13 protein-coding genes are annotated in these 13,440 nt (G+C 41.4%); 12 read left to right on the forward strand and 1 reads right to left on the reverse strand.

The window, feature by feature from the left end; genetic code table 11:
* Positions 1 to 295: 295 nt before the first annotated feature.
* The 9 genes from AC1DSK_RS01430 (at position 296) to AC1DSK_RS01470 (ending at position 9,625) form a co-directional block, all read left to right on the forward strand.
* A complete protein-coding gene (locus AC1DSK_RS01430; protein WP_016428283.1) occupies positions 296 to 1,891 on the forward strand; it encodes a CTP synthase in 1,596 nt (531 codons plus the stop codon).
* 244 nt (positions 1,892 to 2,135) lie between these two features.
* A complete protein-coding gene (locus tag AC1DSK_RS01435; protein WP_036659477.1) occupies positions 2,136 to 2,495 on the forward strand; it encodes a response regulator in 360 nt (119 codons plus the stop codon).
* Positions 2,496 to 2,588: 93 nt separating this feature from the next.
* Positions 2,589 to 3,446 (forward strand): class II fructose-bisphosphate aldolase, encoded by an 858-nt coding sequence (locus tag AC1DSK_RS01440; protein ID WP_016428281.1) that lies wholly within the window; start codon positions 2,589 to 2,591, stop codon positions 3,444 to 3,446.
* Positions 3,447 to 3,539: 93 nt separating this feature from the next.
* Positions 3,540 to 4,190: a fructose-6-phosphate aldolase gene (gene fsa / locus AC1DSK_RS01445; RefSeq protein WP_269927676.1), complete on the forward strand. Its 651-nt coding sequence runs from the start codon at positions 3,540 to 3,542 to the stop codon at positions 4,188 to 4,190.
* Positions 4,191 to 4,222: 32 nt separating this feature from the next.
* Positions 4,223 to 5,518 carry a UDP-N-acetylglucosamine 1-carboxyvinyltransferase gene (locus AC1DSK_RS01450; protein WP_477546286.1) on the forward strand — a complete coding sequence of 432 codons (1,296 nt, stop codon included), beginning with the start codon at positions 4,223 to 4,225 and terminating at the stop codon, positions 5,516 to 5,518.
* 86 nt (positions 5,519 to 5,604) lie between these two features.
* Positions 5,605 to 6,573 carry a class II fructose-bisphosphatase gene (glpX, locus tag AC1DSK_RS01455; protein WP_016428278.1) on the forward strand — a complete coding sequence of 323 codons (969 nt, stop codon included), beginning with the start codon at positions 5,605 to 5,607 and terminating at the stop codon, positions 6,571 to 6,573.
* 127 nt (positions 6,574 to 6,700) lie between these two features.
* Complete coding sequence (rho, locus tag AC1DSK_RS01460) at positions 6,701 to 7,984, forward strand: transcription termination factor Rho (RefSeq protein ID WP_016428277.1); 1,284 nt, start codon at positions 6,701 to 6,703, stop codon at positions 7,982 to 7,984.
* Between the two features lie 181 nt (positions 7,985 to 8,165).
* A complete protein-coding gene (gene rpmE / locus AC1DSK_RS01465) occupies positions 8,166 to 8,381 on the forward strand; it encodes a 50S ribosomal protein L31 (protein WP_016428276.1) in 216 nt (71 codons plus the stop codon).
* Between the two features lie 242 nt (positions 8,382 to 8,623).
* The gene (locus AC1DSK_RS01470; protein WP_477546287.1) at positions 8,624 to 9,625 is read left to right on the forward strand and encodes a YeiH family protein; all 1,002 of its coding nucleotides are present in this window, start codon (positions 8,624 to 8,626) and stop codon (positions 9,623 to 9,625) included.
* Positions 9,626 to 9,849: 224 nt separating this feature from the next.
* On the opposite strand, the gene AC1DSK_RS01475 is transcribed toward AC1DSK_RS01470, so the two are convergent.
* A complete protein-coding gene (locus tag AC1DSK_RS01475; protein ID WP_477546288.1) occupies positions 9,850 to 10,005 on the reverse strand; it encodes a DUF1540 domain-containing protein in 156 nt (51 codons plus the stop codon).
* Positions 10,006 to 10,330: 325 nt separating this feature from the next.
* On the opposite strand from AC1DSK_RS01475, the gene AC1DSK_RS01480 reads away from it, so the two are divergent.
* The 3 genes from AC1DSK_RS01480 to prmC all read left to right on the forward strand — a co-directional run bounded on the left by AC1DSK_RS01480 (position 10,331) and on the right by prmC (position 13,439).
* The gene (locus AC1DSK_RS01480) at positions 10,331 to 10,945 is read left to right on the forward strand and encodes a thymidine kinase (RefSeq protein ID WP_477546289.1); all 615 of its coding nucleotides are present in this window, start codon (positions 10,331 to 10,333) and stop codon (positions 10,943 to 10,945) included.
* Positions 10,946 to 11,509: 564 nt separating this feature from the next.
* Positions 11,510 to 12,589: a peptide chain release factor 1 gene (gene prfA / locus AC1DSK_RS01485; RefSeq protein ID WP_477546290.1), complete on the forward strand. Its 1,080-nt coding sequence runs from the start codon at positions 11,510 to 11,512 to the stop codon at positions 12,587 to 12,589.
* Positions 12,573 to 13,439: a peptide chain release factor N(5)-glutamine methyltransferase gene (prmC, locus tag AC1DSK_RS01490; RefSeq protein WP_477546291.1), complete on the forward strand. Its 867-nt coding sequence runs from the start codon at positions 12,573 to 12,575 to the stop codon at positions 13,437 to 13,439. Before prfA ends, prmC begins: the two co-directional genes overlap by 17 nt.
* Position 13,440: the final 1 nt, after the last annotated feature.

Raw genomic sequence — 13,440 nt, forward strand, 5'->3', positions numbered from 1 at the left:
TAACCCTTGACTTCTTTGGTCATTCAGATTACTCTTTTACTTGGGCTCCCTAAAAGGGAGATTGAACGCTTATATAATGCGCTCCCCCTGCAAACACTGCAGGGAGGGCGCTTTTTTTGTTTTTACAAGTGTAAAGCGCAACATTAGTTCAGAGTTGTCGAAAATAGCATGAAAACTCGTTTTTACTAAGTTTCAAAACTTACAATCGAGCCGAAGCTTGAAACGATCTTGAACTTTTTAACAGCACGCCTCACCCAACTTCATTTCAAATACACCATAATAGGAGGAGTTATCTTTGACTAAATATATTTTCGTAACAGGTGGCGTAGTTTCTTCACTTGGTAAGGGAATTACCGCGGCTTCACTCGGCCGTTTACTGAAGAATCGTGGACTTAACGTAGCGATTCAAAAATTCGATCCATACATTAACGTAGACCCAGGTACAATGAGCCCGTACCAACATGGGGAAGTTTACGTGACGGACGACGGTGCCGAAGCAGACTTGGATCTTGGTCACTACGAGCGTTTCATTGACATTAACGTCAGCAAATTCTCAAACGTAACAACAGGGAAAGTATATTCTGCGGTCTTGAAAAAAGAACGTCGTGGCGACTACTTGGGCGGAACTGTACAAGTTATTCCACATATCACGAATGAAATTAAAGAACGTTTAGTTCGTTCTGCAAAAGAAACACATGCAGACGTGGTCATCACTGAAATCGGTGGAACAGTAGGGGACATCGAGTCACTGCCATTCCTAGAAGCAATCCGCCAAATGAAAGGCGACTTCGGTGCAGAAAATGTTATGTACATTCACTGTACGTTAATTCCTTACATCCGTGCTGCAGGTGAGATGAAAACAAAACCAACGCAACATAGCGTAAAAGAATTGCGCAGTTTAGGGATTCAGCCAAACATCATCGTGGTGCGTACCGAACATGAAGTACCACAAGATATGAAAGATAAAATTGCGTTATTCTGTGACATTAAAGCGAGCGAAGTAATTGAAGCGCGTGATGCTGAGTCTTTATATGAAGTACCGTTAGCTCTTCAAGAACAGCATATGGACCAAATCGTCCTAGATCACTTCGGCATTAATGCGCCTGAAGCGGATATGACGGATTGGACAGCTTTAGTTGACCGTGTGAAAAATTTGTCGAAAAAAGTTCGTATTGGCTTAGTTGGTAAATATGTAGAATTACAAGATGCGTACATCTCAGTTGTAGAAGCTATGAAACATGCAGGTTTTGCATTCGATGCGGACATTGAAGTGAAATGGATTAACGCTGAGCACGTAAACGAAGAAAACGTTGCAGAATGGTTAAGCGATGTAGACGGCGTATTGGTTCCAGGTGGCTTCGGTGACCGAGGAGTTGAAGGGAAAATTGCTGCAACTGCTTATGCACGTGAAAACAACGTACCGTTCCTTGGTATTTGTTTAGGAATGCAATTGGCAACAGTTGAATTTGCACGTAACATTCTTGATTTAAAAGACGCTCATTCTGCTGAATTAAATCCTGCTACACCATACCCGATTATCGATTTGTTACCAGAACAAAAAGATATTGAAGATTTAGGTGGTACACTGCGTTTAGGACTTCAACCATGTAAACTAATTCCTGGTTCAAAAGCATATGAAGCTTACGGACAAGAGTTAGTGTACGAACGTCACCGTCACCGTTACGAGTTCAACAACGAATACCGCGAGCAATTTGAAGCAGCTGGCTTCATTTTCTCTGGTACGAGCCCAGATGGTCGATTAATTGAAGTGATTGAAATTCCAAATCACCCATTCTTCGTCGCATCTCAGTTCCACCCAGAATTTATCTCGCGTCCACAACGTCCACAACCACTATTCCGCGAGTTCATCAAAGCGGCAGTAGGGGAATAATTTAACCGAAAGTCCGTTCCTTTGAAAATGAAGGAACGGGCTTTTGCTATTGATGGATAAAATTAGATATTTTTTTAAAAAGGGCACTACAGTTATGGAATATCCTGTATTATAATAAAGGGATTACATTTTCTCCTTCATAAAAGCAAATTATTATTGAAAAATATCTTTTTTATGCAGGATTATGGAAAAGATTGTAGAATTATTAGAAATAGTACCAGTGCAAGCAAAGGGGAACGTTTTTATGAAACAGTTACTGATTGTGGATGATCAACAGGGGATTCGTTTGTTATTAAATGAAGTGTTTAAACGTGAAGGTTACACGACATTTTTGGCTGCGAATGGAATTGAAGCATTAGAACTAGCTGAGAGAGTTAAGCCAGACGGTGTGCTCCTAGATATGAAGATACCGGGGATGGATGGAATAGAAATTTTGAAACGTATCAAAGCGCGCACTCCTGACTTGCCGGTCGTCATGATGACGGCATATGGGGAACTTGATTTAATCAAAGAAGCAATGGATTTGGGTGCTTCACATTATTTTACAAAGCCCTTTGATATTTATGAAGTGCGCGATGCTGTAAACGGAATGTTAAAAGACTGACATAAGCAGGCAGTGGCAAACACTGCCTGTTTTTGTTATTATAAAAGATGGTTAAAAGCAATATTTCCTATTCATGAAACGGAGGATTCCTCAATGGCTTTAGTATCGATGAAAGACATGATGATCAAAGGGAAAAAAGAAGGCTATGCAATCGGACAATTCAATATCAACAACTTGGAGTTCACGCAAGCCATTTTACAAGCAGCAGAAGCAGAAAAATCCCCAGTAATCTTAGGCGTTTCTGAAGGGGCAGCTAAATATATGGGCGGTTTCACAACCGTTGTTCACATGGTTAAAGGATTGATGCACGACTATAAGATTACGGTTCCTGTAGCGATTCATTTAGACCATGGTTCAAGTTTTGAAAAATGTAAAGAAGCAATTGATGCTGGATTCACATCAGTCATGATTGATGCATCACATCATCCATTAGAAGAAAACATTTCAACCACGTCTCAAGTAGTGGAATATGCACACGCTCATGGTGTGTCTGTTGAAGCTGAGCTTGGAACTGTGGGTGGACAAGAAGATGATATTATCGCAGAAGGCGTCATTTATGCAGATCCAAAAGAATGTGCTGAACTGGTTTCACGCACTGATATCGATTGCTTGGCACCTGCGCTGGGTTCTGTTCATGGTCCTTACAAAGGAGAACCGAATTTAGGTTTTGCTGAAATGGAAGAAATCTCGAAATTATCAGATCTTCCACTTGTATTGCACGGTGGAACCGGAATTCCTGTAAAAGATATTCAACGTTCGATTTCACTGGGAACAGCGAAAATCAATGTTAATACTGAAAATCAAATTGCAGCTACAAAAGCAATTCGTGATTTCTTGAATAGCGATGCGGATGTTTACGATCCACGTAAATACTTAATTCCTGCTCGTGACGCAATCAAAAACACTGTACAAGGAAAAATGCGCGATTTCGGAAGTTCTGGAAAAGCATAAATAAAATAGCATAAATAAAACAATCAGAGAATGTAAGGAGAAGTGTCGAAAACGGCCTTCTCCTCTTTTTCCATCATATGGAGGCAACTAAAAATGAAATTTTTTATCGATACAGCAAACTTTGAAGAAATTAAAGAAGCACACGCTTGGGGTATTTTGTCAGGCGTAACTACAAATCCATCACTTGTGGCAAAAGAAAATATTTCTTTCCACGATCGTTTACGTGAAATCACTTCACTAGTAGATGGTTCAGTCAGTGCAGAAGTAATTGCTTTGGATGCTGAAGGAATGATTAAAGAAGGTCGTGAACTAGCGGCAATTGCACCAAATATCACAGTGAAATTACCAATGACACCAGACGGTCTGGCAGCATGTTCAGTATTTTCAAAAGAAGGCATTAAAACAAATATCACGTTGATTTTCAGCGCAAACCAAGCTTTGCTTGCAGCACGTGCTGGAGCAACTTATGTATCACCATTCCTTGGGCGTTTGGACGATATCGGTCATAACGGCATGGATTTAGTCGGTACGATCGCACAAATTTTTGAATTGCACAATATTGATACAGAAATCATTGCTGCATCAATTCGTCATCCACAACACGTGACAGACGCTGCGCTTCACGGAGCACACATTGGAACAATGCCGATAAACGTAATGAAACAAATGTTCAAACATCCATTAACGGATAAAGGAATTGATGCATTTTTAGCGGATTGGAATAACCGTTTAAGTGCAGAATAAGTTAACTCTTGAATTGATTGTAGGTGAATTACATGGAAGTGTATAAAATTAATGGGCAAAAACGTTTACAAGGAACAATTAAAGTGAGCGGTGCCAAAAACAGCGCAGTTGCTTTAATACCGGCATCCATTTTAGCCAATTCTCCTGTCACGATTGAAGGATTACCGGAAATCTCGGATGCTTGGACACTGAAAGAGTTGCTAGAGGAAATCGGTGGGGATGTATCTTTCGACGACGGCACAATGAACATTGATCCTACTAAAATGCAAGGCATGCCTTTGCCAAACGGCAACGTTAAAAAACTTCGAGCATCCTATTACTTGATGGGTGCCATGCTAGGTCGCTTTAAAAAAGCGGTCATTGGCTTGCCAGGAGGCTGTTTCTTAGGACCTCGTCCGATCGATCAACACATCAAAGGCTTTGAGGCGCTTGGTGCCAAAGTGACGAACGAACATGGTGCCATTTATTTGCGTGCGGATGAATTACGTGGAGCTAAAATTTATTTAGACGTTGTCAGTGTTGGTGCCACCATCAACATCATGCTGGCTGCCGTAATGGCTAAAGGGCAAACGACCATTGAAAATGCTGCGAAAGAACCTGAAATCATTGATGTAGCGACTTTGTTAACAAACATGGGAGCGAAAATCAAGGGTGCAGGAACGAACGTCATTCGAATCGATGGTGTTGATGAACTTCATGGGACGAACCACACGATTATCCCCGATCGAATTGAAGCAGGAACATTCATGATTATGGCTGCAGTGGCTGGTGATGGTGTTACAATTGACAATGTCATCCCATTCCATGTTGAAGCGCTGACTGCAAAACTGCGGGAAATGGGCGTTAAGATCGAAGAAGGCGAAGAAAGTATCTTCATTCCGAAATCAGAGAACTTACAGGCAGTGGATGTGAAAACACTGGTGTATCCTGGTTTCCCAACGGATTTACAGCAACCGTTCTCTCTTTTAATGACTCAGGCCAAAGGTTCATCGGTCATTACAGACACCATTTATTCAGCCCGTTTCAAACATATCGATGAGTTGAAACGCATGAATGCCAGTGCACGTGTAGAAGGGCGTACAGCGATTATTTCAGGTCCGACGAAATTGGAATCCGCTTCAGTTCGCGCATCAGATTTGCGTGCAGGAGCAGCCTTGGTATTGGCTGGATTGATTGCCGAAGGAGAAACTGAAATTCGCGATATTTATCATATCGAAAGAGGATACAGCTCTTTAATTGATAAATTGCATGGGCTCGGTGCGGATATTCGCCGCGAAACTATCGAAGATGAACACGAACATTCCAACACAGAAGACAACGAAAAATAGAAATCTGACCACTTGTCACGTATGGTACAATGACAAGTGGAAGAATGACGCAAATAAATGACCGGATAACGGGAGGAACACACAAAATGGAACGCAGTTTATCAATGGAGTTAGTGCGTGTAACAGAAGCAGCAGCAATCGCTTCGGCACGTTGGATGGGCCGAGGTTTGAAAAATGAAGCGGATGACGCAGCGACTACAGCTATGCGAAACGTTTTTAACTCTATCCCGATGCAAGGGGTCGTCGTAATAGGCGAAGGTGAAATGGATGAAGCACCGATGCTATATATCGGTGAAGAACTAGGTCTTGGCATTGGCGGTCCGGAAGTGGATATCGCAGTTGACCCTCTCGAGGGAACGAATATCGTGGCTTCAGGCGGATGGAATGCGCTTGCAGTTCTTGCAATCGCAGACAGAGGCAACCTGCTGAATGCACCGGATATGTATATGGACAAATTGGCAGTAGGACCTGAAGCAAGAGGTCAAGTGGACATCAACGCTTCTGTAACAGATAACTTACGTGCGGTTGCCCGTGCTAAAAACAAAGACATCGAAGACGTTGTGGCAACGATTTTAAACCGCCCACGTCACCAAAAAATCATTGATGAGATTCGTGCATCAGGTGCTCGAATTAAATTGATCAATGATGGCGACGTTGCAGGTGCAATCAACACAGCATTCGATGAAACAGGCGTAGATATTTTATTTGGACTGGGCGGAGCGCCAGAGGGCGTTATTGCTGCAGTTGGCTTGAAATGTCTAGGTGGCGAAATACAAGGTAAATTAGTTCCTACCAACGAACAAGAATTACAACGTTGTATCCGTATGGGACTTGATGTAAACCGTGTATTCCGTATGGAAGACCTTGTAAAAGGTGACGACGCAATCTTTGCGGCAACGGGGGTAACGGATGGAGAACTTCTGCGTGGTGTACAATTCAAGGGATCATATGCAGAGTCTCATTCATTAGTTATGCGTGCGAAATCAGGCACAGTCCGTTTCGTAGAAGGGCGTCACAGCTTGAAGAAAAAACCTCATCTTATGATGGAAGACTAACTTCAAAAATATGTGCCTGGCCATAACTTGGCCGGGCATCTTCTACTAAAATCAATTCATTGCAGAACCAATCCTACCTTCAACTTGAATCGACACAACAAAATATGTAAAAGAGTGGTGCCATTTTATGACAACCTTAAAGATTGCTGAACTAGAAAGTATGACGTTAAAAGAACTGTATGCACTTGCACGCCAGTTCAAAATCTCGTACTACAGCAAACTAACGAAAAAAGAACTTATTTTTGCGATATTAAAAACACGCGCAGAACAAGAAGGCTACTTCTTCATGGAAGGTGTCCTGGAAATTATTCAATCTGAAGGGTTCGGTTTCTTGCGCCCCATCAACTATTCTCCAAGTTCAGAAGATATCTATATTTCCGCATCTCAAATTCGCCGTTTCGACTTACGTAACGGAGATAAAGTAACAGGAAAAGTACGCCCACCAAAAGAAAATGAACGATACTATGGCCTATTGCACGTAGAATTAGTAAATGGTGAAGACCCGGATTCTGCAAAAGAACGTGTGCATTTCCCGGCACTCACACCGTTATATCCAGATCGTCACATCAAGCTTGAAACAGAGTCAAACAAACTATCAACCCGCATCATGGATTTAGTAGCACCTGTCGGATTCGGTCAACGTGGCTTAATCGTGGCACCGCCAAAAGCGGGTAAAACGATGTTACTAAAAGAAGTGGCAAACTCGATTACGACAAACTATCCGGATGCAGAACTGATTGTCTTGCTAATTGACGAACGTCCAGAGGAAGTTACGGATATCGAGCGTTCTGTGAATGCCGATGTTGTAAGCTCAACGTTTGACGAAGTACCAGAAAATCACGTAAAAGTTGCGGAATTGGTTCTTGATCGTGCGATGCGTTTAGTTGAACACAAACGTGACGTCATCATCCTGATGGACTCTATTACACGACTGGCTCGTGCATACAACTTAGTGATTCCACCAAGTGGTCGTACATTATCTGGTGGTATTGACCCTGCTGCATTCCATCGTCCAAAACGTTTCTTCGGTGCAGCACGTAACATTGAAGAAGGCGGAAGCTTAACAATTCTTGCAACAGCTCTAGTTGATACAGGATCACGTATGGATGAAGTGATTTACGAAGAATTTAAAGGAACAGGAAACTTGGAGCTTCACCTAGACCGCAATTTGGCAGAGCGTCGTATTTTCCCGGCACTCGACATCCGTCGCTCGGGAACACGAAAAGAAGAACTACTTATTCCTTCAAATCAACTCGAAAAACTATGGGCAATTCGCAAAACATTTTCGGATTCGCACGATTTCGGCGAACGCTTCCTAAAAAAATTGCGTCAATCGAAATCAAACGAAGATTTCTTCAACCAGCTCAATGACGATATGAAAGCTCATCGTGGTGGCAAGGGACTGCTATAAGATAAAGTGTAGTTCCTTATTTAAACAAAAGGGTTGATTTCGTAAGTCCTTTTTGCTATAATTTAGTTCGGTAGATTTACCATACTCTGTGACATATACGGCTGAACTGAACGGGTCGTGTAAGGTGACAGTTAAATAACCCACTCTGTTCCAGATGGTTCAGGGCGAGAGGAGATTTAAGATGAAACCAGGAATTCATCCCGATTACAAAACAGCTACAGTTACATGTTCATGTGGTAACTCGTTCGAAACAGGATCAGTAAAAGAAGACATCAAAGTTGAGTTTTGCTCAGAATGTCATCCATTCTATACTGGCCGTCAGAAATTCGCAGCAGCGGATGGCCGTGTTGATCGTTTCAACAAAAAATACGGTCTTAAAGAAGAAATCAACGAATAATCACAAAATACCCGCTTAGAGCTTCGACTCTATGCGGGTATTTTTTATTTTATTTAAGGTGAGAAAAGCTACCCTATAGAGGCAGTCGGTTCTTCAACTAAGTACTCCTTAGTTGATAAAGGAATACAATCTTACTGTTGTTTGTATTATTCTAGACTGTTCCCAAAATAGATCAAGTGGAAATCTATGTTAAAATAATCTTTGGGCGTGAACGGAAGAAAACTATTTGGTGAGGTAGAGAAATGACGAGAAAAATTGTTTACATTTTACCTGGACTACTGGTTTGTATTGCAATTGCAATGATAGGTATAGCACTCGGAAGATTTTTCCCTAATTTAGGGAGTGGTTTATTTGCAATACTAATTGGCATATTAATTGGTAATTTAAAAATAGGTTCTTATTCCATATTAAAGCCGGGGGAAAAGTTTTCGGGAAGTACTTTACTGTACTTTTCCATTGTTTTATTAGGAGCAACCTTAACATTCAATTCATTATTTGAAATTGGAATGTTAGGTCTTGCTTATATTCTCATTCAAATGGCAGGAACGATTATGTTTGTTATTTGGTTAGGAAAGAAACTGCGATTCGGTGAAGATTTTGGTTTGCTGATGGCAAGTGGAAATGCGGTCTGTGGTTCATCTGCGATTGCGTCGACTGCACCAGCTATCCAGGCTAAAGAATCTGATGTGGCTGTTTCTATTACGATTGTCAATCTGCTGGGTACGGTTTTGATGATCTTGTTACCAGTGATAACAAGTGCGATTTTTCATAACGATGTATTGCAGTCGTCTGCATTAATAGGTGGAACATTACAATCTGTTGGACAAGTAGTAGCTAGTGGGAGCATTGTTGGTGAAGCGGTAAAGGATCAAGCAGCCGTCTTTAAAATCAGTCGAATTATCTTTCTGGTAGCTGTTGTTTTTGTTTTGAAACAGATCAAACTTAATAATGGAGAACATCCAAAAACGCAGGAGTCATTTCAATGGCGTACAATCGTTCCATGGTATGTCGGGGGCTTTTTCATATTATGTTGTTTGAATAGTATTTTATATTTCCCTGCAACAGTTACACATTCAATTAAGGGGTTCGGAAACTATTTGGAAATCATCGCTTTGGCGGGGATTGGAATGAGTGTGAAAATAAAAGACCTTACACTTCACGGCTGGAAGTTATCAGCTTATGCCGGGGGAATCGGTCTATTCCAGATTGTATTTGCTCTATTATTGATTTTTATTTTATTGTAAGCTTACATAAAAAAACGGCCATGCCCAGCAAATTCAAGGATGTGCCGTTTTTGAGTTCCTCTTGGGGTACCTCAGCATAACACAGCTGAAATAAAATATTTTCACTCCATTCTTTTTCAAAGCAGATAGAAAAAAATTTCATAAACTTGAATGAAAAAGATAATTATCATCATCATTACTATAAATATTAAAGGGCAACCAAAATGATGGTTACCCTCAAAAGTTTAAGCTTTTGTTACAAATGTTTTGCAATCCGTTTCTTCACTATTGGATGCCTTTTTGCCCTTATGACTGACTACATAAATAGAATCCGCTTTACATTTGTTTCCAGAATCCCAATGTTTACAGTTATTTACTTCACACAGAACACCTTGAGCCATAGTATCACACCTCCTATTTTGTTATTATTAGCAAATTTGAGGTGACTGATACTTTTTTTATATAAGTGTAGTGATATTCTTACTGTATGTATTAAAAGTTAAGCAAAAGGCGTGGATAGCCCCGTTTTTAAAACCTTTGAATTGCGCCACACGCTGATGCTTAGTGGGTGTTTCTATTTGAGAAGACAATTGATAGAATGATGACTGATATTTTAGAATAAATATTTTCCTCTTTATCACATAACTTTACGAAAAAAAAGACGGGAAATGCAACATGATTTTCTGTATGATAGGGAATAGAGAGTTTTTGAAAGGAGTGACTTCCATGTACGTGATGTCACAAACTGGCTGGGTAGAAGTCATTTGCGGAAGTATGTTTTCTGGGAAATCAGAAGAATTAATTCGTCGTGTACGACGCGTGCAATTTGCGAAACAAAAAATTGCCGTGTTCAAACCACGTATAGATAATCGTTACAGTGAAGAAGAAGTCGTAAGCCACAATGGCACGAAAGTGATTGCAATGCCAGTTGAGCGATCAAAAGATATATGGGCGAATATTTCAGATGAATATGATGTCATTGGAATCGATGAAGCCCAATTCTTTGACGAAGGAATTGTAGATGTCGTGGAACGTCTAGCGAATCATGGATTCCGCGTTATTGTTGCCGGTCTGGATCAAGATTTCCGAGGGGAACCATTTGGACCAATGCCAAAACTAATGGCAGGTGCTGAACAAGTAACGAAATTGCAGGCTGTTTGCCAAGTGTGCGGTTCACCTGCAAGTCGAACGCAACGCCTTATTAACGGAGAGCCAGCTGGCTATGAGGATCCAATTATTTTGATTGGAGCAACAGAAGCTTACGAACCCCGTTGCCGTCACCACCACGAAGTACCAGCAGGCGTTACTCATCAAACTTCATTAGTGTACGAGAAAGAGTAGCGATTGCTGCTCTTTTTCTTTTTGGCTTTGTAAAACAATACTGTTCTTTTGTGCTGGCCGCATGTTCGCATGAGCCCACAAGTATGAAAACTAAATTGTGAATCTCACTCTTCGAAGTGGTGCTCCTGCGGTTACTCGTCGCAAAGAAGATTGCTCCTGCGGTTACTCGTCTCAAAGAATATGGTCAAACTACCTTTGACCATATTCTTTCTTGCGGCAGACTAGACGAAAATACTCTTTCGTTTGTTTTTCAATATCAACAGAATTCTTTTACGTAGCTTATACTTAATTATTTTGAGTTTGGATAGTAAAGGAATCTGCGAAAAACATCTGCTCCTGCATCGCTACGCTAGCTTCGTCGCAAAGAATAGGGACAAATCAGCGTTGTCCCAATTCTTTCCTGCGGAAAAACGGGTTGGAGAGACCCCGCGAGGAGGCTCGCCGGTTCGTCCGTGGAAAGGGAGCAGATTCCTTTACGTTATATCCAGCTAAGCTGTAGTGGCAATTTCGCCTCTTTTTCTATATAATTATACTGTTAATCACATGAACGGATGAGGTGAAAGTATGTTTGATCGCTTACAATCGGTAGAAGACCGATATGACCGCTTAAATGAATTGCTCAGTGACCCTGAGATTGTTAATGATATGAATAAACTACGTACGCTTTCGAAAGAACAGTCGGACTTACAAGATACGGTCAATGCATACCGTGAATACAAACAAGTAAAAGAGCAGCATGCTGATGCGAGAGCCATGCTTGACGATAAGCTCGATGCAGATATGCGTGAAATGGTGAAAGAAGAAATGAACGAATTGGCGGCTCAAATTGAAGAGCTGGAAGAACGTTTGAAACTGTTATTGATTCCGAAAGACCCGAATGATGAAAAGAACGTAATCATGGAAATTCGTGGAGCTGCCGGTGGAGACGAAGCTGCTCTATTTGCAGGGAACTTATTCCGCATGTACAGCCGCTACGCAGACACGCAAGGCTGGAAAATTGAAATTATGGATGCTTCTCCTACTGGAATTGGTGGCTATAAAGAAGTGATCTTCATGATTAACGGTAACGGAGCGTACTCGAAAATGAAATATGAAAACGGTGCTCACCGTGTTCAACGTGTTCCTGAAACGGAGTCTGGTGGACGCATTCATACCTCGACAGCAACCGTTGCATGTCTTCCAGAAGTTGAAGAAGTAGATGTAGAAATTCATGAAAATGATATTCGTACAGATACGTATGCATCTTCAGGTGCCGGCGGTCAGTCCGTTAATACAACAATGTCAGCTGTTCGTCTAACACATATTCCGACTGGCACAGTAGTAACTTGCCAAGATGAAAAATCACAAATTAAAAACAAAGCTAAAGCCATGACGGTTCTTCGCGCACGTGTTGCAGATAAATTCCGTCAAGAGGCACAGGCTGAGTATGACGCTGTCCGTAAATCTGCAGTTGGTTCAGGAGACCGCTCAGAACGCATTCGCACATACAACTATCCACAAAATCGCGTGACCGACCACCGAGTTGGATTGACCATTCAAAAATTGGATCAAATCATGGAAGGTAAACTCGATGAAATCGTGAATGTTCTCATAATGACGGACCAATCCGAGAGACTTGAGCGCATGAATGAAACCAATGTGTAAATATGTATACGAGGCTCTCGCGCGAGCCTCGTCTTTTTTAATAGAAAACGGTCGAGAAGAACCAGTCGCGCGTATGTTGCTACAACATGTTTTAAATAAAACACACGTCCAGTTACTCATGGATATGCGTGAAGAAATTTCAGACATCCAATTCAATCAGTATTGGTCACTCATTGAACAGCATAAAGACGGAAAGCCTGTTCAATACATTATCGGGTCGGAAGAATTTTATGGTCGAACGTTCTCTGTCAATGAACATGTTCTTATTCCACGCCCTGAGACGGAAGAACTTATTGTGGAAACGACTGCCCGTATAAAGCGTTTGTTCAACAATAAAACGGAGTTAAATCTTGCGGATATTGGGACAGGCAGTGGGGCAATCGCCATTACAATGAAGGCTGAAGTTCCTGCTTTACAAGTCACAGCAACCGATTTATCCCCACAGGCACTGAAAGTGGCACAAGCAAACGCAGCTGAACTTGATGCAGACATCACATTCAAGCTTGGTGATTTAACCGCTCCTATTGCGAATGAAATGTGGGATATCGTATTATCGAACCCTCCCTATATTGCACACGAAGAAGCTACGACTCTATCAGATACTGTATTAAACTATGAACCTCATAGTGCTCTTTTTGCTGATGAGGAAGGTCTACAGTTATATAAAAGATTAGCTGAAGAACTCCCTGCTATCATTAATCGACCTGCACTGATTGGCCTGGAAATCGGCTATGCGCAAGGTCCCGCTGTCCAATCTTTCTTCCAAAAATCGTTTCCAACTGCTCAAGTTGATATAGTAAAAGATATAAACGGAAAAGAAAGAATGATTTTTTGTGAGATTCGTGAATAAA

Source organism: Paenisporosarcina sp. P4_B8 (genome assembly GCF_056402175.1).